General features: G+C 61.7%; 23 protein-coding genes and 1 pseudogene. 23 read left to right on the top strand and 1 reads right to left on the bottom strand.

Features of this window, described 5'->3' with window-relative positions:
* Positions 1-5 precede the first annotated feature (5 nt).
* The 3 genes from rluC to C4J92_RS19835 are packed head-to-tail and all read left to right on the top strand — an operon-like array spanning position 6 to position 2,619.
* Positions 6-965, top strand: a complete 960-nt coding sequence (gene rluC, locus C4J92_RS19845; RefSeq protein WP_032886795.1) for a 23S rRNA pseudouridine(955/2504/2580) synthase RluC — start codon at positions 6-8, stop codon at positions 963-965.
* Positions 952-1,614: an HAD-IA family hydrolase gene (locus C4J92_RS19840; protein ID WP_124405023.1), complete on the top strand. Its 663-nt coding sequence runs from the start codon at positions 952-954 to the stop codon at positions 1,612-1,614. The genes rluC and C4J92_RS19840 overlap by 14 nt, the downstream gene beginning before the upstream one ends.
* Before the next feature lie 21 nt (positions 1,615-1,635).
* Positions 1,636-2,619, top strand: coding sequence for a S49 family peptidase (locus tag C4J92_RS19835; RefSeq protein ID WP_124405022.1), 984 nt, complete (start codon positions 1,636-1,638; stop codon positions 2,617-2,619).
* A 132-nt stretch (positions 2,620-2,751) separates the two neighbouring features.
* On the opposite strand, the gene C4J92_RS19830 is transcribed toward C4J92_RS19835, so the two are convergent.
* Positions 2,752-3,330, bottom strand: coding sequence for a nucleoside triphosphate pyrophosphatase (locus C4J92_RS19830; RefSeq protein WP_124405021.1), 579 nt, complete (start codon positions 3,328-3,330; stop codon positions 2,752-2,754).
* A gap of 105 nt (positions 3,331-3,435) precedes the next feature.
* On the opposite strand from C4J92_RS19830, the pseudogene C4J92_RS19825 reads away from it, so the two are divergent.
* From C4J92_RS19825 to C4J92_RS19730, 20 genes and pseudogenes are all read left to right on the top strand, one after another.
* Positions 3,436-3,965, top strand: a pseudogene (locus C4J92_RS19825) (YceD family protein).
* A gap of 13 nt (positions 3,966-3,978) precedes the next feature.
* The gene (gene rpmF / locus C4J92_RS19820) at positions 3,979-4,161 is read left to right on the top strand and encodes a 50S ribosomal protein L32 (protein ID WP_008152339.1); all 183 of its coding nucleotides are present in this window, start codon (positions 3,979-3,981) and stop codon (positions 4,159-4,161) included.
* Positions 4,162-4,165: 4 nt separating this feature from the next.
* Positions 4,166-5,176, top strand: coding sequence for a phosphate acyltransferase PlsX (gene plsX / locus C4J92_RS19815; RefSeq protein WP_124405020.1), 1,011 nt, complete (start codon positions 4,166-4,168; stop codon positions 5,174-5,176).
* Positions 5,177-5,302: 126 nt separating this feature from the next.
* The gene (gene fabD / locus C4J92_RS19810) at positions 5,303-6,247 is read left to right on the top strand and encodes an ACP S-malonyltransferase (RefSeq protein ID WP_124368027.1); all 945 of its coding nucleotides are present in this window, start codon (positions 5,303-5,305) and stop codon (positions 6,245-6,247) included.
* A 29-nt stretch (positions 6,248-6,276) separates the two neighbouring features.
* A complete protein-coding gene (gene fabG / locus C4J92_RS19805; protein WP_124368026.1) occupies positions 6,277-7,020 on the top strand; it encodes a 3-oxoacyl-ACP reductase FabG in 744 nt (247 codons plus the stop codon).
* Positions 7,021-7,211: 191 nt separating this feature from the next.
* On the top strand, positions 7,212-7,448 hold the full coding sequence (gene acpP / locus C4J92_RS19800) for an acyl carrier protein (RefSeq protein WP_010566559.1): 237 nt from the start codon (positions 7,212-7,214) through the stop codon (positions 7,446-7,448).
* A gap of 128 nt (positions 7,449-7,576) precedes the next feature.
* Entirely contained in the window at positions 7,577-8,821 is a 1,245-nt protein-coding gene (gene fabF / locus C4J92_RS19795) for a beta-ketoacyl-ACP synthase II (RefSeq protein ID WP_124364010.1), read from the top strand.
* Positions 8,821-9,636, top strand: a complete 816-nt coding sequence (gene pabC / locus C4J92_RS19790; RefSeq protein WP_124405019.1) for an aminodeoxychorismate lyase — start codon at positions 8,821-8,823, stop codon at positions 9,634-9,636. Before fabF ends, pabC begins: the two co-directional genes overlap by 1 nt.
* Positions 9,637-10,758, top strand: coding sequence for an endolytic transglycosylase MltG (gene mltG / locus C4J92_RS19785; protein WP_124405018.1), 1,122 nt, complete (start codon positions 9,637-9,639; stop codon positions 10,756-10,758).
* 19 nt (positions 10,759-10,777) lie between these two features.
* Positions 10,778-11,410 (top strand): dTMP kinase, encoded by a 633-nt coding sequence (tmk, locus tag C4J92_RS19780; RefSeq protein WP_124405017.1) that lies wholly within the window; start codon positions 10,778-10,780, stop codon positions 11,408-11,410.
* Positions 11,403-12,392, top strand: coding sequence for a DNA polymerase III subunit delta' (locus tag C4J92_RS19775; RefSeq protein WP_124364006.1), 990 nt, complete (start codon positions 11,403-11,405; stop codon positions 12,390-12,392). The genes tmk and C4J92_RS19775 overlap by 8 nt, the downstream gene beginning before the upstream one ends.
* A gap of 63 nt (positions 12,393-12,455) precedes the next feature.
* The gene (locus C4J92_RS19770; protein ID WP_124364005.1) at positions 12,456-13,241 is read left to right on the top strand and encodes a TatD family hydrolase; all 786 of its coding nucleotides are present in this window, start codon (positions 12,456-12,458) and stop codon (positions 13,239-13,241) included.
* A gap of 445 nt (positions 13,242-13,686) precedes the next feature.
* Entirely contained in the window at positions 13,687-14,352 is a 666-nt protein-coding gene (locus tag C4J92_RS19765) for a TetR/AcrR family transcriptional regulator (RefSeq protein ID WP_124405016.1), read from the top strand.
* A gap of 139 nt (positions 14,353-14,491) precedes the next feature.
* Complete coding sequence (locus C4J92_RS19760; protein WP_124405015.1) at positions 14,492-15,460, top strand: GTP 3',8-cyclase MoaA; 969 nt, start codon at positions 14,492-14,494, stop codon at positions 15,458-15,460.
* A gap of 115 nt (positions 15,461-15,575) precedes the next feature.
* The gene (locus C4J92_RS19755; protein ID WP_124368019.1) at positions 15,576-16,181 is read left to right on the top strand and encodes a DUF4823 domain-containing protein; all 606 of its coding nucleotides are present in this window, start codon (positions 15,576-15,578) and stop codon (positions 16,179-16,181) included.
* 16 nt (positions 16,182-16,197) lie between these two features.
* Entirely contained in the window at positions 16,198-16,758 is a 561-nt protein-coding gene (locus tag C4J92_RS19750; protein WP_124405014.1) for a DUF1285 domain-containing protein, read from the top strand.
* Between the two features lie 70 nt (positions 16,759-16,828).
* Positions 16,829-17,542 (top strand): GntR family transcriptional regulator, encoded by a 714-nt coding sequence (locus C4J92_RS19745; protein WP_124368018.1) that lies wholly within the window; start codon positions 16,829-16,831, stop codon positions 17,540-17,542.
* On the top strand, positions 17,539-18,540 hold the full coding sequence (locus C4J92_RS19740) for an ADP-ribosylglycohydrolase family protein (RefSeq protein WP_124405013.1): 1,002 nt from the start codon (positions 17,539-17,541) through the stop codon (positions 18,538-18,540). Before C4J92_RS19745 ends, C4J92_RS19740 begins: the two co-directional genes overlap by 4 nt.
* 51 nt (positions 18,541-18,591) lie before the next feature.
* Entirely contained in the window at positions 18,592-20,058 is a 1,467-nt protein-coding gene (locus C4J92_RS19735) for a cytosine permease (RefSeq protein WP_124405012.1), read from the top strand.
* Entirely contained in the window at positions 20,051-20,968 is a 918-nt protein-coding gene (locus C4J92_RS19730; protein ID WP_124405011.1) for a PfkB family carbohydrate kinase, read from the top strand. Before C4J92_RS19735 ends, C4J92_RS19730 begins: the two co-directional genes overlap by 8 nt.
* The last annotated feature ends 75 nt before the right edge of the window (positions 20,969-21,043 follow it).

The raw sequence follows: 21,043 nt of genomic DNA, 5'->3' as shown, positions 1-21,043 counted from the left end.
CCGCCATGACGACTACCGCCCCCCAGACCCCCAGCGTCCAGCTGCTCGAGGTCTCGCCGGAATATGCCGGCCAACGCATCGATAATTTTCTCCTGGCCAGGCTCAAAGGCGTGCCCAAGACCTTGATTTACCGCATCTTGCGCAAAGGCGAAGTGCGCGTGAACAAAGGCCGGATCAAGCCCGAGTACAAGTTGCAGGCGGGCGATATCGTCCGGGTGCCGCCAGTGCGTGTGCCCGAGCGCGACGAGCCGGTGCCGCTGGCCCAGGGCCTGCTGCAGCGCCTGGAAGCGTCGATCGTGTTCGAAGATAACAAACTCATCGTGATCAACAAACCCTGCGGCATTGCCGTTCACGGCGGCAGCGGCCTGACGTTCGGCGTGATCGAAGCCTTTCGTCAGCTGCGCCCGGATGCCAAGGAGCTGGAGCTGGTCCACCGACTGGACCGCGACACCTCTGGCCTGTTGATGATCGCCAAGAAGCGCAGCATGTTGCGCCACCTGCACACCGCCCTGCGTGGCGATGGCGTAGACAAACGCTACATGGCGCTGGTGCGTGGTAACTGGGCCAGTTCGATCAAGAGCGTGCGAGCGCCGTTGCAGAAAAGCAACCTGCGCTCCGGTGAACGTATGGTGGAAGTGGACGAGGAGGGCAAAGAGGCCCTGACCCTGTTCAAGGTGCTGCGCCGCTTCGGCGACTTCGCCACCCTGGTCGAGGCCAAGCCGGTGACCGGGCGTACCCACCAGATTCGCGTGCACACCCTGCACGCCGGTCACTGCATTGCCGGTGATACCAAGTACGGCGATGAGGATTTCTCCAAAGAAATTCGCGATCTGGGCGGTAAGCGTCTGTTCCTGCACGCCTATATGCTGACCGTGCCGCTGCCCGATGGCGGTGAGTTGAAGTTGCAGGCGCCAGTCGATGAGATGTGGGCCAAGACCGTGGAGCGTTTGAGTGTCGCGCCTTGATTACAAGCTGCTGATCTTCGATTGGGATGGAACGCTGGCCAACTCCATAGGGCGGATTGTCGAATCGATGCACATGGCTTCGACCCGTTCCGGCTTCGAGCCGTGCAGCGACCTGGCGGTCAAGGGCATCATCGGCCTGGGCTTGCCTGAGGCCATCCGCACCCTGTACCCGCAGATCGACGACTCGCAACTGATCGCGTTTCGACAGCACTACGCGGATCACTACATCGCTCTGGAAGCCGAGCCTTCACCGCTGTTCGACGGTGTGAGGCAGTCCCTGGAGGCGTTCCGTGCCCAGGGCTATTACCTCGCCGTGGCCACCGGCAAGGCCCGGCGCGGGCTCGACCGCGTGCTCAAGGCACATGGCTGGGACGATTATTTCGACATCACCCGTGCCGCGGATGAAACCGCCAGCAAACCCCACCCTCTGATGCTGGAGCAGATCCTGGCTCACTGCGGTGTAGCGCCGCGCCAGGCACTGATGGTGGGGGACGCGTCCTTCGACCTGATGATGGCGCGCAATGCGGGCATGGACAGCGTGGCGGTCAGCTACGGCGCCCAGGCGGCCGAGGCCTTGCAGCAATATGAGCCCAGGCTGACGATCGATCATTTTTCTGAATTGCAGGCCTGGCTCGGTCGGGCTCAATAAGTCTTTGCTGGGGTTAATGGCATGAGTGACGAGTGGAAAGCGCCTGAAAAGGCCGATAGCAGCGACGACAAAAGCTGGAAGTTGCTGGAAAAGACCTTGTTGGCCAGCGTGCAGGAGCAGCGTCGTTCACGGCGTTGGGGGATTTTCTTCAAGCTGCTGACCTTCGTGTATCTGTTGGGCATGCTGGCGTTGTTCAGCCCGCTGATGGACATGGAAAAAAGCGCCACCCGTGGCAGCCACTACACCGCCTTGATCGAAGTGCGCGGGGTGATTGCCGACAAGGAGCCCGCCAGCGCCGACAACATCGTCAGCAGCCTGCGCGCCGCGTTCGAAGACCCCAAGGTCAAAGGCGTGGTCCTGCGCATCAATAGCCCCGGTGGCAGCCCGGTGCAGTCGGGTTATGTGTATGACGAGATCCGCCGTCTGCGCGCCCTGCATCCAGATACCAGGCTTTATGCGGTGATCTCGGACCTCGGGGCCTCGGGTGCCTATTACATCGCCAGCGCCGCCGACCAGATCTATGCGGACAAGGCCAGCCTGGTCGGCTCCATTGGCGTGACGGCGGCCGGCTACGGTTTTGTCGGCACCATGGAGAAGCTTGGCGTGGAGCGTCGCACCTACACGTCGGGGGAGCATAAGGCGTTCCTCGACCCGTTCCAGCCGCAAAAGGCCGATGAAACCCAGTTCTGGCAGGGCGTGCTCGATACCACCCATCGTCAGTTCATTGCCAGCGTCAAGCAAGGGCGTGGCGATCGGCTCAAGGACAAGGACCATCCAGAGCTGTTCTCCGGCCTCGTGTGGTCGGGTGAGCAAGCGCTGCCGCTGGGCTTGATCGACGGCCTGGGCAGTGCCAGTTCGGTGGCGCGGGATGTGATTGGCGAGAAGGAGTTGGTGGATTTCACGGTTGAGGAATCGCCGTTTGACCGCTTCTCCAAAAAGCTCGGTGCCAGTGTGGCTGAGAAGCTGGCCCTGTACATGGGCTTCCAGGGCCCGACATTACGCTGATATCTCAAGGCAGTTGTAGATCAAAATGTGGGAGGGGGCTTGCTCCCGATGGCGGTGGATCAGCCAGCTTATCTATAGCTGACACACCGTCATCGGGAGCAAGCCCCCTCCCACATTTGGTTTGCAGTGCTCTCAGGGGATGTGTGCACCTTCCACCAGCAGCATATCTACCAGGCGAATCAGCGGCAGGCCCACAAGGCTGGTTGCATCCGGCCCTTCGGTGCTCTGGAACAGGCTCACGCCCAGGCCTTCGGCCTTGAAGCTGCCCGCGCAGTCATACGGCTGCTCGATCCGCAAATAACGCTCGATGCATTCAACGCTCAGTTCGCGCATGTGCACGGTAAAAGGGATGCAGTCGACCTGGCAGTGCCCGGTATCGCTATTGAGCAGCGCCAGTCCGGTGAGGAAGCTCACACGCTTGCCGCTGGCTGCCAGCAATTGCTCGCGGGCGTTTTCGAAGGTGTGTGGCTTGCCGATAATCCGTCCTTCAAGCGCCGCCACCTGATCCGAGCCGATGATCAGGTGCCCGGGATGGCTGGCGGCGAGGGCGCGCGCTTTCTCTTCGGCCAGGCGCTTGACCAGCTCAATGGCGGGTTCATTCGGGCGATGGCTTTCATCGATATCCGGCGCGCCGCAGGTGAACGGCAAGTGCAGGCGGCTCAGTAATTCCCGGCGATAAACCGAGCTGGACGCAAGTAATAAAGGCAGCATGGACGTCTCCTCAAGGCAGCCGCAGATTCTAGCGGCGTGACCGGCTGACGCACAGGGCTGAATTTCCTTTGACATGGCTGGGTGCATCCCTATAATGCTGCGCCTATGTTGAATGACCCGATTCCACCTCACGTTGACCCGCGCAAATTGGCTGATCGTGGCACTTCCCTTCAAGGTGAATTGCCGCTGGCCGATTTGGAGAGACTCTGCGACCCGCTTTCCGACACTGTCGGTACGGTGCAGGCCAAATTCGTTTTGAACGAGATGAACGTAAGTCTGTGGTAATCCACAGTTTTATCGACACCGAAGTCAAAATGGTTTGCCAGCGTTGTCTTGAGCTGGTCACCCTGCCGATTCACAGCGAATGCAGTTACGCTGTGGTGAAGGAGGGTGCGAATACCCAGTCGTTGCCGAAAGGTTATGACGTGCTGGAACTGGGCGAAGATCCTTTGGATCTGCATGCACTGATCGAGGAGGAGCTTTTGCTCGCCTTGCCCATTGTGCCTGCTCATCATCCGGAAGAATGCCAGCAGCCGGAGGGTCTCGATGACGAGGCCGAGCCGAGCGAGGACGAGGTAACGCGGTCCAACCCGTTCAGTGTATTGGCGCAGTTAAAGCGTGACCCAAACGTTTAGGAGTTAATCAATTATGGCTGTTCAGCAGAACAAAAAATCCCGCTCTGCCCGTGACATGCGTCGTTCGCACGATGCCCTGACGGCAAGCACTCTGTCTGTAGAAAAAACCACCGGTGAAATTCACCTGCGTCACCACGTATCGCCAGAAGGCGTATACCGTGGCCGTAAAGTGATCGACAAGGGCGCTGACGAGTAATCACTTGTCTGCTCAAGTCATCGCGATTGACGCAATGGGCGGGGACTTCGGTCCCCGCAGCATTGTTCAGGCCTGCATTGCCAGCCTGTCTGCAACGCCCTCGCTGCACCTGACCCTCGTCGGTCAACCCTCCCTTCTTGAAGAACTGATTGCCAGCCATCCGGCAGTGGATCGCGCGCGCCTGACGGTTACAGCGGCCAGCGAAGCCATCACCATGGACGAAAAGCCGGCAGCGGCCCTGCGCGGCAAGCCCGACTCGTCCATGCGCGTGGCGTTGCAATTGCTGCGCGACGGCAAGGTGCAGGCCTGTGTCAGCGCCGGCAATACGGGTGCGCTGATGGCTCTGTCGCGGCATGTGCTCAAGACGCTGCCGGGCATCGACCGGCCGGCGATGGTGGCGGCGATTCCGACGCAGAAAGGTTATTGCCAGTTGCTGGACCTGGGGGCGAACGTCGACTGCAGTGCCGAGCACCTGTTCCAGTTCGCCGTGATGGGCTCGGTGGCGGCCGAAGCGCTGGGCGTGGTACGGCCACGCGTAGCCTTGCTGAACATCGGCACCGAAGACATCAAGGGCAACCAGCAGGTCAAGCTCGCCGCTGCGTTGCTGCAGGGCGCGCGAGGCTTGAACTACATCGGTTTTGTCGAAGGTGACGGTTTGTACCGGGGCGAAGCGGATGTGGTGGTGTGCGACGGGTTCGTCGGCAATATCCTGCTCAAATCCAGCGAGGGCCTGGCGACCATGATCGCCACGCGCATCGAAGCGCTGTTCAAACAGAACCTGGTGTCGCGGGCTGTTGGCGCCCTGGCGCTGCCGTTGATGCGCCGTCTGCAGGCCGACCTGGCCCCGGCCAGGCACAATGGCGCGAGTTTTCTGGGTTTGCAGGGCATTGTGGTGAAAAGCCACGGTTCGGCCGGTGTGGAAGGCTTTCAAAGTGCCATTGCGCGGGCCGTGATCGAGATTCAGGAAAACCTGCCGCAACGTTTGCACGGCCGTCTCGAGGATCTGTTGCCTTAGGCGAATTGGCCCGGGAGTGCTTAAATGTGACCGGCCAGTTCAATTGACCATCCAATCTGTCAGTTTCGTGCGCTCCCACCGTAGGGGCGCCTCTTTCCGACGACAAGATCATTAGGGGCTTGTTACATGTCTACATCCCTCGCATTCGTCTTTCCAGGGCAGGGTTCGCAGTCCCTCGGCATGTTGGCCGAGCTGGGCGCGCAATACCCGCTGATCCTGGACACCTTCAAGGAAGCTTCCGACGCACTGGGTTACGACCTGTGGGCGTTGACCCAGCAGGGGCCGGAAGAGCAACTCAATCAAACCGATAAAACCCAGCCGGCCATTTTGACCGCTTCGATCGCCCTGTGGCGCTTGTGGCTGGCCGAAGGCGGCGCACGCCCGGCGTTCGTTGCCGGTCACAGCCTGGGCGAATACAGCGCGCTGGTCGCGGCGGGCAGCCTGACCCTCGCTGAAGCGGTCAAACTGGTCGAGCGTCGTGGCCAATTGATGCAGGAAGCCGTTCCGGCCGGGCAGGGCGGCATGGCCGCTATCCTGGGCCTGGACGACGCCGTGGTGATCGAAGCCTGTGCCGAAGCGGCCCAGGGCGAAGTGGTCAGCGCGGTCAACTTCAATTCCCCTGGCCAAGTGGTTATCGCCGGTGCCAAGGCGGCGGTCGAACGCGCCATTGAAGGCTGCAAGGCCCGTGGCGCCAAGCGTGCGCTGCCGTTGCCGGTCAGCGTGCCGTCGCACTGCGAACTGATGCGCCCGGCCGCCGAGCGTTTTGCCGAGTCTATCGCTGCCATCAACTGGCAGGCGCCGCAGATCCCGCTGGTGCAGAACGTCAGCGCGGCGGTTGCCCCTGACCTGGACACCCTCAAGCGCGACCTGCTGGAGCAGCTTTACAAGCCAGTACGCTGGGTGGAATCGGTGCAGACCCTGGCCGCCAACGGCGCCACCGAGCTGGTCGAGTGCGGTCCGGGCAAAGTCCTGGCCGGCCTGAACAAGCGCTGCGCCGACGGTGTGTCGACTGCCAACCTCAATACCCCTGAAGCCTTCGCTGCCGCTCGCGGCACTGGCCTGAACGCTTAATCCCGATTTTGTACTTAGGAGAAGCCTGCATGAGTCTGCAAGGTAAAGTTGCACTGGTTACCGGCGCAAGCCGTGGCATCGGCCAGGCCATCGCCCTGGAGCTGGGCCGTCAGGGCGCCGTTGTGATCGGCACCGCCACTTCCGCTTCGGGCGCCGAGCGTATCGCCGCGACCCTCAAGGAAAATGGCGTGCAGGGCACCGGCCTTGAGCTGAATGTGACCAGTGATGCGTCCGTGGCGGCCGTGCTGGCTGAGATCACCGCTCAGTTCGGTGCGCCGGCGATTCTGGTGAACAATGCCGGTATCACCCGCGATAACCTGATGATGCGCATGAAAGACGACGAATGGTACGACGTGGTCGATACCAACCTGAACAGTCTGTTCCGCCTGTCCAAGGGCGTTTTGCGCGGCATGACCAAGGCGCGTTGGGGCCGAATTATCAATATTGGCTCCGTAGTGGGTGCCATGGGCAACGCCGGCCAAGTAAACTACGCCTCCGCCAAGGCCGGTCTGGAAGGTTTCAGCCGTGCACTGGCGCGTGAAGTCGGTTCGCGGTCGATTACGGTAAACTCGGTGGCCCCAGGGTTCATCGACACCGATATGACCCGCGAACTGCCGGAAGCACAGCGTGAAGCCTTGCTGACGCAGATTCCGCTGGGCCGTCTGGGCCAGGCTCAAGAGATCGCGAATGTGGTCACTTTCCTGGCATCCGACGGTGCGGCATACGTGACTGGGGCTACAATTCCAGTGAACGGCGGGATGTACATGAGTTAAATTGTGACGGATCGCTTCAAAAATATGTCATACGAGCTGTCTAAAATCCGTTATAAAGCTGCAACTTAATTTATAGGCAGGTGGCAGAGCGGGTACAGGGTGAAGCTTTCAGTTGAAAAGCTGAAATGGCTTTCTATACACTTACCCACTGGCCAGCTGCCTGAATTTGTCCATTAGGAGTTAAACAAGGTATGAGCACCATCGAAGAGCGCGTCAAGAAAATCGTTGCCGAGCAACTGGGCGTCAAAGAAGAAGAAGTGACCAACACTGCTTCCTTCGTAGAAGACCTGGGTGCCGATTCCCTTGACACCGTTGAGCTGGTGATGGCTCTGGAAGAGGAATTCGAGACCGAAATCCCGGACGAAGAAGCTGAAAAAATCACTACTGTTCAAGCTGCTATCGACTACGTTACTGCCCACCAGGCGTAATAGTTTGTAGTCGTCGCTTGCTGTCAGGGAAAAACCGCACTGCTGTAACGGCGTGCGGTTTTTTCTTTAAGCGGTGACGAAAAGTACGCTGCGAAGCAAAGTGTCGTCATTAGAAAAAGGAGAGTGCTGTGTCGCGTAGACGCGTCGTAGTCACCGGTATGGGTATGTTGTCGCCACTGGGCACGGATGTGCCAAGCAGTTGGCAGGGCATTCTGGCTGGCCACAGTGGTATCGGTCTGATCGAACACACGGACCTTTCTGCCTATTCCACCCGTTTTGGCGGCTCGGTAAAGGGTTTCAATGTCGAGGAATACCTCTCGATCAAGGAATCCCGCAAGCTCGACCTGTTCATTCAGTACGGCCTGGCAGCCGGTTTTCAGGCGGTGCGCAATGCCGGCCTGGAGGTCACCGACGCCAACCGTGAGCGCATCGGCGTGGCCATGGGTTCGGGTATTGGTGGCCTGACCAATATCGAAGAAACCAGCCGCACGCTGCACGATTCCGGCCCCCGTCGAATTTCACCGTTCTTCGTGCCGGGCTCGATCATCAATATGATTTCCGGTTTCCTGTCGATCCACCTGGGCGCACAGGGGCCTAACTACGCCATCGCAACGGCGTGCACCACGGGCACTCACTGCATCGGCATGGCGGCGCGTAATATCGCCTATGATGAAGCCGACGTGATGATCGCCGGCGGTGCCGAGATGGCCGCCTGCGGCCTGGGCATGGGCGGCTTCGGCGCGTCCCGTGCGCTGTCGACCCGCAACGACGAACCGACCCGTGCCAGCCGTCCGTGGGACAAAGGCCGCGACGGTTTCGTACTGTCCGACGGTGCCGGCGCCCTGGTGCTGGAAGAGTTGGAGCATGCCAAGGCGCGCGGTGCCACCATCTATGCCGAGCTGATCGGCTTTGGCATGAGCGGCGACGCCTATCACATGACCTCGCCACCGGCCGACGGTGCCGGTGCCGCGCGTTGCATCACCAACGCCTTGCGCGATGCGAAGGTCAACGCGGACCAGGTGCAGTACATCAATGCCCATGGCACTTCGACGCCGACCGGCGACCTGGCGGAAGCCGAAGCCATCAAGTCGGTGTTCGGCGAGCATGCCTATAAGCTGGCCGTCAGCTCCACCAAGTCCATGACCGGCCATCTGCTGGGCGCGGCGGGCGCGGTCGAGGCGATCTTCAGTGTCATGGCCATCAAGGACCAAGTTGCTCCGCCGACCATCAACCTCGATGAGCCGGACGAAGGCTGCGACCTGAACTTCGTGCCTCACGAAGCGCAGCCGATGCCGATCGACGTGGTGATCTCCAACTCGTTCGGTTTTGGTGGCACTAACGGCTCGCTGGTGTTCCGCCGGTTCGCCGAGTGATGCACAGCTGGGTCGACGGTCAGCCAGCGGACAGCGTGCCCCTGAAAGATCGCGGCCTGGCGTATGGCGATGGGGTGTTTGAAACCATCGCTGTCAAGGCCGGGCAGCCGGTGCTGCTTGACCGTCATTTGCAGCGCCTCCATGAGGGCTGCAGGCGCCTCGGGTTAGCCGCAGATCACGGGCTGGTCCGTAGCGAGGTGCTGGCTTATGCCACAGCCCTTGGCGATGGCGTGCTCAAGTTGATCCTGACCCGTGGCGACAGCCAGCGCGGTTATGGCATCGACCCCGAGGCCGCTGCGCGCCGTATCTTGCAGGGCAGTCCGCCTGCCGCTTATCCCGAAACCCATGGAACCGACGGCATCCGCCTGTTTGCGTGTGTCACCCGCTTGGCCGAACAACCGCTGCTGGCCGGGCTCAAACACCTCAACCGCCTTGAGCAGGTGATTGCCCGCGCCGAATGGCGTGATGCCGAGCATGCCGAAGGCTTGATGCTGGATACGTCCGGTCGTGTCATCGAAGGTGTGTTCAGCAACCTGTTCCTGGTGCGCAACGGCTTGTTACTAACCGCTGATCTGAAGCGTTGCGGCGTTGCTGGCGTGATGCGCGCCGAGATCCTGGCCCAGGCGCAAGTGCTGGGCGTCCCGGTGGCTGTGGCCGACATCAGCCTCGAACAGTTGCAGCAGGCCGACGAAGTCTTTGTGTGCAACAGCGTTTATGGCATCTGGCCGGTATGCGAGTGCGCTGGGATGAGCTGGTCGGTTGGCCCGCTCACCCGTAAACTGCAGGGCATTGTTCGCGCGCTATTGGATATTTGAGTGATACGAAAACTGGTTGTACTGCTGCTGATCGGTGTGTGCTCGGCGGCTTTGCTGGCGGGCTTTTGCGCCTGGAAATACAACGCTGCCTTGAAACAGCCGTTGCATTTGACCCAGGAGCAATTGCTCGATGTGCCGGCAGGGGCGACGCCCACTGGCACCTTCAATCGTCTGGAAGCCGATGGCGTGCTCGACGGTGCCTTCTGGCTGCGGCTTTATTGGCGTTTCAACCTCGAGGGCCAGCCGCTGCACAGCGGCGAATACCGGATGACCCCAGGCATGACTGCTGAAGGCCTGATCGGCCTGTGGCAGCGTGGGGAAGTGGTGCAATACAGTCTGACCCTGGTGGAGGGGTGGAACTTCCGCCAGGTACGCTCGGCCCTGGCCAAGCATGACAAGATCGTGCAGAACCTCTCGGGCCTCAGTGACAGCGAAGTGATGGACAAGCTCGGCCATCCTGGCGTGTTCCCTGAAGGCCGCTTCTTTCCCGACACCTACCGTTTCGTGCGCGGCATGACCGATGTCGAATTCCTGAAGAAAGCCTACAACCGCCTCGATGATGTGCTGGCCCAGGAGTGGAGCAGGCGCGCGCCTGATGCGCCTTATACTGAGCCTTATCAAGCGCTGATCATGGCCTCCCTGGTGGAAAAGGAAACCGGTGTGCCCGAAGAGCGCGGGCAAATTGCCGGTGTGTTCGTGCGTCGCCTGAAGATGGGCATGATGTTGCAGACCGACCCCACGGTGATCTACGGCCTGGGTGAGCGCTACAACGGCAAGTTGACCCGCGCCCATCTCAAGGAAGCCAACCCTTACAACACCTACATGATCGCCGGCCTGCCGCCGACACCCATCGCCATGGTCGGCCGCGAGGCGATTCATGCCGCGCTGAACCCGGTGCCGGGCAGCAGCCTGTATTTCGTCGCCCGTGGCGATGGCAGCCATATTTTCTCGGATGACCTGGATGCGCATAATGCCGCCGTGCGTGAGTTTCAACTCAAGCGCCGCGCCGATTACCGTTCCAGCCCGGCACCGGCGGTCAAGCCGCCGGAAGACGCAGTGCCACCGGTTGACGTACCGACAGAGCCTGCGCCGGACACCAGCGCCCCGCAAAGCCCGCAATGACTCTGACTAAGGACTGCCTGTGACTGGCTTGTTTATGACCCTCGAAGGCCCGGAAGGCGCCGGCAAAAGCACCAACCGCGACTACCTGGCCGAACGCCTGCGTGCTGCGGGTATCGAAGTGGTGCTGACCCGCGAGCCCGGCGGTACGCCGCTGGCCGAGCGCATCCGTGAAGTATTGCTGGCGCCGGGTGATGAGCCAATGAACCCGGACACCGAGCTGCTGCTGGTGTTCGCCGCCCGTGCCCAGCATTTGGCCGAGGTTATCCGACCGGCCCTGGCACGCGGCGCCGTGGTGATCTGCGACCGTTTCACTGACTCCACCTACGCCTACCAGGGCGGTGGTCGTGGGTTGTGCCTGGAGCGTATCGCTACCCTGGAAACCTTCGTGCAAGGCGCTCTGCGTCCAGACCTGACCCTGCTGTTCGACCTGCCGGTAGAAGTGGGGATGGCCCGCGCCAGTGCACGCGGCCGCCTGGATCGTTTCGAGCTGGAAGGCCAGGGGTTTTTCGACGCTGTGCGCACTGCATTCCTCGCGCGTGCCAAGGCGGAGCCTGCGCGTTACCACCTGCTCGATGCGGCTCAGCCGCTGGCGCAGGTGCAGCACGCCATCGATGCGCTGTTGCCCATCCTGCTGGAGCGCGCCCGTGGCTGATGCCTATCCGTGGCAGGACGGCCTCTGGCAACAATTGGCCGGCCGTGCCCAGCACGCCCACGCCTATTTGCTGCACGGCCCGACAGGCATCGGCAAGCGCGCCCTTGCCGAACGCTTGATGGCCAGCTTGTTGTGCCAGCGCCCGGTCGGCCTGGAAGCCTGCGGCGCATGCAAATCCTGCCTGCTGCTGAAGGCGGGTAGCCACCCTGACAACTATGTGCTGGAACCTGAGGAAGCGGACAAAGCGATCAAGGTCGACCAGGTCCGTGACCTCGTCAGTTTCGTGGTGCAGACCGCGCAGATGGGCGGGCGCAAGGTGGTTCTGATCGAGCCGGTGGAGGCGATGAACATCAACGCCGCCAACGCCTTGCTCAAAAGTCTTGAGGAACCGTCCGGCGACACCGTGCTATTGCTGGTGAGCCATCAGTCCAGCCGCTTGTTGCCGACTATCCGCAGCCGTTGCGTGCAGCAGGCATGCCCGTTGCCGAGCGAGGCCATGAGCCTGCAATGGCTGGCGCAGGCGCTGCCGGACTGCTCGGCGGAAGAGCGGGTTGAATTGCTGACCCTGGCCGCCGGTTCCCCTTTGGCTGCGGTGAAGCTGCAAGCCCAGGGCGTGCGCGAGCAACGTGCACTGGTCGTGGACGGGGTGAAGAAGCTGATCAAACAGGAACTGTCCGCCACGCAATTGGCCGAAACTGCGTGGAAGGACATTCCCCTGTTGCTGCTGTTCGACTGGTTCTGCGACTGGTCCAGCCTGATCCTGCGCTACCAGTTGACCCAGGACGAAAACGGCCTGGGCCTGCCGGACATGCGCAAGGTGGTGCAATACCTGGCGCAGAAAAGTGCCCAGGACAAGGTGCTGAGCATTCAGGACTGGATCCTCGCACAGCGCCAGAAGGTGCTCGGCAAGGCCAACCTCAACCGCGTGCTCTTGCTCGAAGCGCTGCTGGTGCAGTGGGTCGGTCTGCTCGGCCGGCGTTAATTTCCGTGGCCAGCGGGTGTATCGTTGGCCAGACACGTTCCGTAACTCAAGTTGTAGAGACCCATGCTCGTAGATTCCCACTGTCACCTTGATCGACTCGACCTCGCTCAGCACGGCGGCTCCCTTGACGCCGCCCTTGAGGCTGCGCGCCAGCGCGGGGTAGGGCACTTCCTGTGCATCGGCGTCAGTGCCGAAAACGCCGCCGACGTCAAAGCCCTCGCCGATCGCTATGCCGACGTGGATTGTTCGGTGGGTATCCACCCGCTGGATCTCAAACCCGGCGAAGCACCGGCCCTGGACTGGCTGTTGGGTGAGCTCAATCACCCGCGCGTCGTCGCCATTGGCGAAACCGGTCTGGATTACCACTACGAACCCGAAGCCGCCGACCTGCAGCAGGCCTCGTTCCGCCTGCACCTGCAGGCCGCGCAACAGACCGGCAAACCGGTGATCGTCCACACCCGTGGCGCCCGCGCCGATACCCTGGCGCTGTTGCGTGAAGCCGCGCTGCCCCAGGCGGGTGTATTGCATTGCTTTACCGAGGATTGGGAGATGGCCAAGGCCGCCCTGGACCTGGGCTTCTATATTTCCCTGTCGGGCATCGTTACCTTTCGCAATGCCGACGCGCTGCGTGATGTCGCCCGCCAGGTGCCTGCCGACCGGCTGCTGGTGGAAACCGACTCGCCGTACCTGGCGCCGATTCCCCATCGCGGCAAGCCGAACCTGCCCGAGTATGTGCGTGACGTGGCGGATTATCTGGCAATGCTGCGCGGTGAGTCCTACGAGCGCTTTGCCGAGCAGACCACTGAGAACTTCAGGCGTTTGTTTCCACTGGCCCATGTGGCCTGCTGATCGCGCTCAAATCCCGGGCAAAAAAAACCCGGGTTCTGGGGGGTGAATCCGGGCTAAGACCATTAGGAGTAAAACAAGGGCACACAGTCCGTCGGTACCCAGGTCGACGCGTCACTTGGGGGAGATGTCACGCCGACACTTGAAGTATTGATCACTATCCGATTCAGTCCAGTGTCGATTGGTCGTTTTTTAAACAGATTTGGAATACGCGCTCTTCGCTTGAGTTCTCATTGCACAGGATGCTCGGGTCGAGCGGTGCGTATTGTTTCTGACTGATATCGCCAAAATCGTTGGCGTATTGAAAGTTAAGTGCATAGCGGGTTCACATAGGCGTTGCCCAACGACCGTTCAGTCGGGATAATCCCTCGCATCGGGTAAATCGTATCGCCACGTATCCATGGCGCACGAAACCCTCCCTATTCCGACCTTTGCAGACCTCTTCCTCATGCATAAAGAACCCCGTAAGGTCCGTGAGTTTCGCCGCCGTGAGCAGGAAATTCTCGACACCGCACTCAAATTGTTCCTCGAACAAGGCGAAGACAGCGTCACCGTCGAGATGATCGCGGATGCCGTGGGTATCGGCAAAGGCACGATCTACAAGCACTTCAAGTCCAAGGCCGAGATTTACCTGCGCCTGATGCTCGACTACGAGCGCGACTTGAACGAGCTGCTGCATTCGGCCGATGTCGACAAGGACAAAGAAGCTTTGTCCCGTGCCTATTTCGAGTTCCGCATGCGCGACCCGCAGCGCTACCGCCTGTTTGACCGCCTGGAAGAAAAGGTCGTCAAGGGCCATCAAGTGCCGGAAATGGTCGAGGAACTGCACAAGATCCGCGCCTCGAATTTCGAGCGCCTGACCTTGCTGATCAAGGGCCGTATCAGTGAAGGCAAGCTCGAAGACGTGCCGCCGTACTTCCACTACTGCGCCGCCTGGGCCCTGGTGCATGGCGCCGTCGCGCTGTACCACTCGCCGTTCTGGAGCAATGTGCTGGAAGACCAGGAAGGCTTCTTTCAGTTCCTGATGGACATCGGCGTGCGCATGGGCAACAAGCGCAAGCACAGCGCTGACTTGCCTGGCCCTGAAAAAGCCGGCGAAGCGCCTGCTGCCTGAGTCATTCATCACGCTGATGGCTCAATGATTTACTGCCAGGCGCAGTACCCTAGGAATATACTCAGGCAAGGATCTTGCTAAAAGCTGATTTATAAGTCAGCTTCTAGCACGCCCGAAATATCCTCTGCCGGAGTGGTTCATGATCGTTGATCGTCAAGGCAGGCGGTTTCGCAATTTGCGGATCAGCCTGACCTCAGCCTGCAATTACGCATGTACCTACTGCGTGCCCAACGGCAAGCGGCTGGTGGCTGCCCAGGACGAACTCTCGGCCCAGGCGATGGCGCGAGGCGTGGCTTATCTGATCGAAGCGGCGGGCATCGACCGCTTGCGCATTACCGGTGGTGAGCCGCTGGTGAGCCCCAAGCTGGAAGCCTTCATGGGCGCCGTGGGGCAGATGGGGCTCAGCGATATCAGCCTGACCACCAACGGCCAGTTGCTGGCGCGCAAGCTGCCGCTGCTGGTGGACGCGGGTATCCGGCGCATCAACGTTTCCCTCGACACCCTGAATGCCGACGCTTTCCGCAGTATCGCCCGCGGTGGCGACCTGGCCACTGTGCTCGACGGTATGGACCAGGCCCGCGCGGCCGGGATCAAGATCAAGGTCAATATGGTGCCCTTGCGTGGCCAGAACCTGGACCAGGTAATGCCCTTGCTCGATTACTGCCTGGAGCGGGGCTACGAGCTGCGCTTTATCGAGTTGATGCGCATGGGGCACTTGGCGAAAGATTCCAATGCGTTCCTGCAGCAATTCGTCAGCCTGCAACAATTGCTCAGCCTGATCGGCGAACACCACGAATACCTGCAAGCCAATGCGCCCGTCGACGCCACGGCCGTGCGCTATGAAGTGCCGGGCAAGGGTTTCTTTGGCGTGATCGCCAATGAAAGCGTGCCGTTCTGCCGTACCTGCTCGCGCTTGCGTCTGTCCTCCACGGGCTGGTTGCACGGCTGCCTGTCGTCGAGCAACCGTCACTACGTCGGCGACCTGCTGGACAAGCCGCGCCACCAGGCATTGCCGGCGTTGCAGGGGCTGTTGATGAAAGCCCTGGGCGACAAGCAGGAAGTAGCGTTCTCGGGCGGCGCGACGGTGATGAAGATCATTGGCGGCTGACGCCGAGCTCAAGCTACAAGCTTGAAGCTTGAAGCTTGAAGCTGTTCCCCTGGCCCAGATTCTGCATCTCACGCCCATTCGCCGGTTTTCCGTCACCGGCTTCTGGAGGAATAGGATGCGTAGTCTGGTTTTGTTGCTGGCGTCGTTGGCGCTGAGTGGTTGCATGACCGTCAGCGATATGGCCGAAGGCACCCGCTATCAGATGAGCGACGCCGGCTTGCTCGACCACAGCGATACGCGCCGCACCGCCTCGGTCCGTGTGCAGCCGGACTCCTTTATCTTTATCGCCCAGGGCGCTTTCGTCCCGCCCGGCAGCGCGTATCCGCGACCGAACGTGGTAGCCGAAGAAGCCTTCAACGGCTTCGTCGAGTATTTCCCCATGGTGCGTCGCGCCCGTCAGCCTGAAGGCCTTGAGCAGGCCATGGCCGAAGCGCGCGCGGCGGGGGCTCACTACTTGCTGTATTGCCGTTTTGCGGCAGCCGACGACCGTATCGGCAACGCCGATGAGTGGACCGACCAGCAAGCGCTGGACCGCCTTGGCCTGGACAGCGGCGTGATCCAAATCATGTTGATCGAGACCAGCACCCAGTATTTGATTGATACTGCACGTATTCGCAGTCGTGGCGGTTTACTGACGTTCCACGACAACTCGCCACAAGATCTGATCGCCCGGCCCCTGGCCCAGTACGCCCGGAACTTGCTGGGCATGAGCGATCAGTAAGCCTGAGGAGAACCCCATGATCGATACCGCCAAGGCCAATGACCTGTTGGCGCAACTGCCCAAAGGTAAAGGGCCGGCGCCGGTGCATCTGTGGAACCCGGATTTCTGCGGCCATATCGACATGCGCATCGCCCGTGACGGCACATGGTTCTATCAGGGCACGCCTATCGGGCGCAAACCCATGGTCAAGTTGTTCTCCAACATCATCCGCCGCGACGGCGATGATTATTTCCTGGTGACGCCCGTGGAGAAGGTCGGCATCCGCGTCGATGACGCGCCCTTCGTCGCCGTCACGCTCGAGGTGCAGGGGCAGGGCGAGAGCCAGGTGCTGCGCTTTACCACCAATGTCGACGAGCAGATCGAAGCCGGCCCTGAACACCCGCTGCGTGTGGTGATCGATCCGCTCACCGAGGAACCGGCGCCTTACCTGCGGGTGCGCAGCAACCTCGAGGCCCTGGTGCACCGCAACGCGTTCTACCAATTGGTCGAGCTGGCCGTGAGCCGTCCGATCAATGGTCAAAACTGGCTTGGCGTATGGAGCAGCGGGGCGTTTTACCCAATTGGCCTGGAGCCCTGAGGCCGGTTTTCTGACCGTCCTGCAATAATTTGCTTGCTGGGAAGGTCGGCTTTCGGGTATCAATTTGTACATGATTAGACATGTTCGGTTCGATAAGAAAAAACGCGTCGTTGACGAACTCATCCGCCGTATCGAGGGTGGGGTGATCGCCGACGGTTTCCTGTTGCCCGGTGAGCATCAACTGGCCGAAGAGTTTGCGGTCAGTCGTGGCACGCTGCGCGAAGCGCTGGCTGAGCTCAAGCGCCGCAACTACATCGCCACCCAAAGCGGTGTCGGCTCCATCGTCACGTTTGACGGCATGGGGCTTGACCAACGCCACGGTTGGGCCCAGGCCCTGGCGGATACCGGCGCGCAGGTGAGTACCGAGGTGTTGCGCTTCGAAGCGGTGACGCGCCCTGACTTGGCCAGCCGTTTCGGCAGCGAACACTTCATTGCCCTCGACCGCCTGCGACGCACGGCCGACGGTACGGCGGTGTCCCTGGAACGCTCGCTGATGCCTGCCACCGGCGACCTGGAAAGCCTGCCCCGCATCGGCCTGATCGACAATTCCCTGACCATCACCCTGGCAGCCTATGGCTATGTAGGCGCCGCAGGCGACCAATGGCTAGGCGCCGAGGCCCTGAGCGATGACGACGCGCTGTTGCTCGGGCGCCCGGCCGGCACGGTATTTCTCAAGGCCTCGCGCACAACCTATGACCGTCGTGAGCGTTTCATGGAGCATGTTGAAAGCTTGCTCGACCCGCTGCACTTTCGTTTGCACCTGCAATTCGGGGCTTCCAAATGACTGCTGAAATTCGCGCGCTTGGCGCTTTCTATGGCCTGGCCCTGGGCGATGCGCTGGGCATGCCCACCCAATCCTTGAGCCGTGAGCAAGTCCGGCAGCGTTTCGGTGCGATCACCGCCCTGCAAGACGCTGGCCCCGATCAACCCATCGCGCCGAACATGCCCGCCGGTTTCATCACCGATGACACCGAACAGGCGATCCTGGTCGGTGAGTTGTTGGTGGAAGGCCACGGCACCATCGAACCCAGTGTGCTCGCCCAACGCCTGATCGACTGGGAAGCGGCCATGCGCGCCAAGGGCTCCCAGGATTTGCTCGGGCCGTCCACCAAGCGTGCGATCGACATGATTCTCGCCGGGCACACTCCCGAAGAATCCGGGCGCTACGGCACCACCAATGGCGCGGCCATGCGCATCACGCCGGTCGGCATCGCCGCCGATGTCAGTGACCCGGCGCGGTTTATCCAGGCGGTGATCCAGGCCTGCCAGGTCACCCATAACACCAGCCTGGGCATTGCCAGCGCGGCGGCGGTCGCGGCGGTGGTCTCGGCCGGCATCAACGGCGTAGACCTGGGCGAAGCGCTCAACATCGGCACTCAGGCTGCGCAGCAGGCCGAACACCACGGCCACTGGATGGCCGGCGGGCGCATCTCCACCCGCATCAGCTGGGCGCGCACCCTGAGCGTCGGCAGCGGCGACAAGGCGCTGTTCGCCGACTTGCTCTATGAATTGATCGGCACCTCCGTCGCCTCTCAGGAATCGGTGGTGGTGTCATTCGCCCTCGCGCAACAAGTGGCGTCGGGTGACATGAACGCCTTCGAGGCGCTGTGCCTGGCCGCGAGCCTGGGAGGCGACACCGACACCATCGCCGCGATCCTCGGCGCCATGCTCGGTGCCTGTCTGGGCATGCAGTGCTGGCCGCACGCGATGGTCGAGCAGGTCAAGCGCGTGAATGGCCTTGATCTGCAACCGCTGGTGCAAAGCCTGCTCGCGTTGCGTTGAGTCATTGACGCGTTGCCACAACCACAACAATAAAGCATCAGGAGCCCCCATATGAGCAGCCCTTCTTCCGGCCAAGGCGCCGGGCAATTGGAAACGCGCGGCATCGAACCGGTCCCGGAAGGCGAGTGCAACGGGCATCCGCTGCAGCTGTTCTGGGTATGGTTCGCGGCCAATATCAGCATCCTCGGCTTGCCGCTCGGCGCCACGCTGGTGGCGTTTCGTGGCCTGGCCATCTGGCAGGCGATCATCGTCGCGGTCCTCGGCGCTGCCGGTTCTTTTGCAGTGGTGGGCATCATCTCCATCGCCGGTCGCCGTGGCCGCGCGCCCAGCCTGACCTTGTCCCGCGCCATCTTCGGCGTACGCGGCAATATCGGGCCGACCCTGGTGTCGCTGATGTCGCGCCTGGGCTGGGAAACGGTCAACACCACCACGGCCGCCTTTGTGTTGCTGTCGCTGTGCTCGATCCTGTTCGGTTCCCCGGTGGAAGCGAAAAGCGCGCCGTTGCTTACCCTGATCTTTATCGGCCTCTTCGTGCTGCTGACCCTGGCCGTTTCCGGCCTGGGCCATGCCACCTTGCTGGTGATCCAGAAATGGGCGACCTACGTGTTCGGCGCCCTGAATATCCTGGTGGGCGGCTTTCTTTGCGCCACCATCGACTGGAGCGCAGTGTTCAACGCCACCCCGGCGCCGCTGAGCGCCATGATCATCGGCGTCGGCACCATGGCGGCCGGCACCGGTATTGGCTGGGCCAATGCCGGTGCCGACATGTCGCGCTACCAGCATCGCAGTGTCAAGGCGGTGCGCCTGGTGGCCTCCGCCGCGTTCGGCGCGGGCATTCCGCTGGTGTTGCTGATCACCCTTGGCGGCCTGCTGTCAGTGGGTAACAACGACCTGGCCTCGGCCACGGACCCGATCATTGCGATCCGCGACATGCTGCCGACCTGGATGGCGGTGCCGTACCTGATCACCGCGTTCGGCGGGCTGCTGTTGTCGAACAACCTGTCGGTGTATTCCGCCGGCCTCACCACCCTGACCCTGGGCTTGAAGGTCAAGCGTGTGCATGCGGTGATCGTCGACATCGTGGCGATTTTTGCCGGCTCCATTTATTTCATGCTGATCGCCGACAGCTTCTACGGCCCGTTCATTACCTTCATCTCGTTGCTGGCAGTGCCGATCACCGCCTGGGTGGGGATTTTCGTGGTCGACCTGATTCACCGTCATTACTACAGCCCCACGGACTTGCTGGATGTCAGCCCGAGCAGCGCCTACTGGTATCGCGGCGGTGTGGAGTGGCGCGCGTTTGGCGCGTGGGCATTGGCCATCGTGCTGGGGTTCAGCTTCACCACCATCGGCACCACCGCCGACAACATCTGGTTTGCCGGGCCGCTGTCCGACTCCTGGCTCGGCCATAACGGCCTCGGCTGGGTCGTCACCTTTCTGGTAGCCGGCGGGGTGTACGCAGTATTGGGCGGCGCGGCCGATCGGCGCGCGGCGTTAGTCGAGAGCCCCAATGTCTAGATTGCTGCACACCGGGCAGGTCATCGTCGACCTGGTCATGGCCCTGGATAGGTTACCGGCGAGCGGTGGCGACGTGCTGGCCAGCTCTGCCAGTTTCGAAGCCGGTGGCGGCTTTAACGTCATGGCTGCGGCGCGGCGCAATGGCCTGCCGGTGGTTTACCTGGGGCGGCACGGCAGCGGCCGATTTGGTGACCTGGCCCGCGCTGCGATGCAGGCCGAAGGGATCGAAATGGCACTGCCGGCGAGCGGCGGCAAGGACACGGGTTTGTGCGTGGCCCTGACCGAGGCCACCACCGAGCGCACGTTCATTTCCCATCTCGGTGCCGAGGGTGAACTCAGTGCCGAAGACCTCGCCAGCATCGTCCCGCGTGCCGACGATTACGTGTATGTCAGTGGTTACAGCCTGCTGCTCGAGGGCAAGGCGCAGCCACTGATCGACTGGTTGCTGGCGCTGCCGCGCAAGGTGATGGTGGTGTTCGATCCGGGCCCGCTGGTCAAGGCGCCGGACTCGGCCTTGATGCGCGCGTTGTTGCCACGTATCGATATCTGGACCAGCAACGGCCCTGAAGCCCTGGCATTCACCGGGGCCATGGATATCGCCGCCGCATTGCCCGAGTTGGGTCGACACCTGCCGGCCGAGACGCTGTTGGTGGTGCGCGATGGGCCGAATGGTTGCTGGGTGGGGCAGGTGGGCGATATCAAGCATGTGCCCGGTTTCAAGGTGCAGGCGGTGGACAGCAATGGCGCGGGGGATGCGCATGCGGGGGTGTTCATTGTCGGACTCGCGAAGGGCTTGACGCCGGTTGAGGCGGCCCGTCGAGCGAATGCAGCAGCGGCGTTGGCGGTGACGCGCTGGGGGCCGGCAACTTCCCCTGGCACCGCCGAGGTCGACGCATTAGTTTCTGAATAAACACACATCAAAAAATGTGGGAGGGGGCTTGCTCCCGATGGCAGTGGGTCAGCTATAGATGAACTGGCTGACACA

The organism is Pseudomonas sp. R3-18-08 (assembly GCF_003852065.1).
Lineage (GTDB): Bacteria > Pseudomonadota > Gammaproteobacteria > Pseudomonadales > Pseudomonadaceae > Aquipseudomonas.
The sequence above is the reverse complement of the archived record's forward strand: the minus strand, read 5'-3'. Positions and strand labels throughout refer to the sequence as shown.

Bases quoted from the DNA above. Each gene is read 5' to 3' on its own strand.
- C4J92_RS19765 (WP_124405016.1), top strand. From the start codon at position 13,687: ATGCATAAAGAACCCCGTAAGGTCCGTGAGTTTCGCCGCCGTGAGCAG.
- C4J92_RS19735 (WP_124405012.1), top strand. From the start codon at position 18,592: ATGAGCAGCCCTTCTTCCGGCCAAGGCGCCGGGCAATTGGAAACGCGC.
- pabC (WP_124405019.1), top strand. From the start codon at position 8,821: ATGCACAGCTGGGTCGACGGTCAGCCAGCGGACAGCGTGCCCCTGAAA.
- C4J92_RS19730 (WP_124405011.1), top strand. From the start codon at position 20,051: ATGTCTAGATTGCTGCACACCGGGCAGGTCATCGTCGACCTGGTCATG.
- rpmF (WP_008152339.1), top strand. From the start codon at position 3,979: ATGGCTGTTCAGCAGAACAAAAAATCCCGCTCTGCCCGTGACATGCGT.
- C4J92_RS19760 (WP_124405015.1), top strand. From the start codon at position 14,492: ATGATCGTTGATCGTCAAGGCAGGCGGTTTCGCAATTTGCGGATCAGC.
- C4J92_RS19740 (WP_124405013.1), top strand. From the start codon at position 17,539: ATGACTGCTGAAATTCGCGCGCTTGGCGCTTTCTATGGCCTGGCCCTG.
- C4J92_RS19745 (WP_124368018.1), top strand. From the start codon at position 16,829: ATGATTAGACATGTTCGGTTCGATAAGAAAAAACGCGTCGTTGACGAA.
- C4J92_RS19835 (WP_124405022.1), top strand. From the start codon at position 1,636: ATGAGTGACGAGTGGAAAGCGCCTGAAAAGGCCGATAGCAGCGACGAC.
- C4J92_RS19770 (WP_124364005.1), top strand. From the start codon at position 12,456: ATGCTCGTAGATTCCCACTGTCACCTTGATCGACTCGACCTCGCTCAG.
- C4J92_RS19755 (WP_124368019.1), top strand. From the start codon at position 15,576: ATGCGTAGTCTGGTTTTGTTGCTGGCGTCGTTGGCGCTGAGTGGTTGC.
- fabD (WP_124368027.1), top strand. From the start codon at position 5,303: ATGTCTACATCCCTCGCATTCGTCTTTCCAGGGCAGGGTTCGCAGTCC.
- C4J92_RS19830 (WP_124405021.1), bottom strand. From the start codon at position 3,330: ATGCTGCCTTTATTACTTGCGTCCAGCTCGGTTTATCGCCGGGAATTA.
- C4J92_RS19750 (WP_124405014.1), top strand. From the start codon at position 16,198: ATGATCGATACCGCCAAGGCCAATGACCTGTTGGCGCAACTGCCCAAA.
- fabG (WP_124368026.1), top strand. From the start codon at position 6,277: ATGAGTCTGCAAGGTAAAGTTGCACTGGTTACCGGCGCAAGCCGTGGC.
- acpP (WP_010566559.1), top strand. From the start codon at position 7,212: ATGAGCACCATCGAAGAGCGCGTCAAGAAAATCGTTGCCGAGCAACTG.
- rluC (WP_032886795.1), top strand. From the start codon at position 6: ATGACGACTACCGCCCCCCAGACCCCCAGCGTCCAGCTGCTCGAGGTC.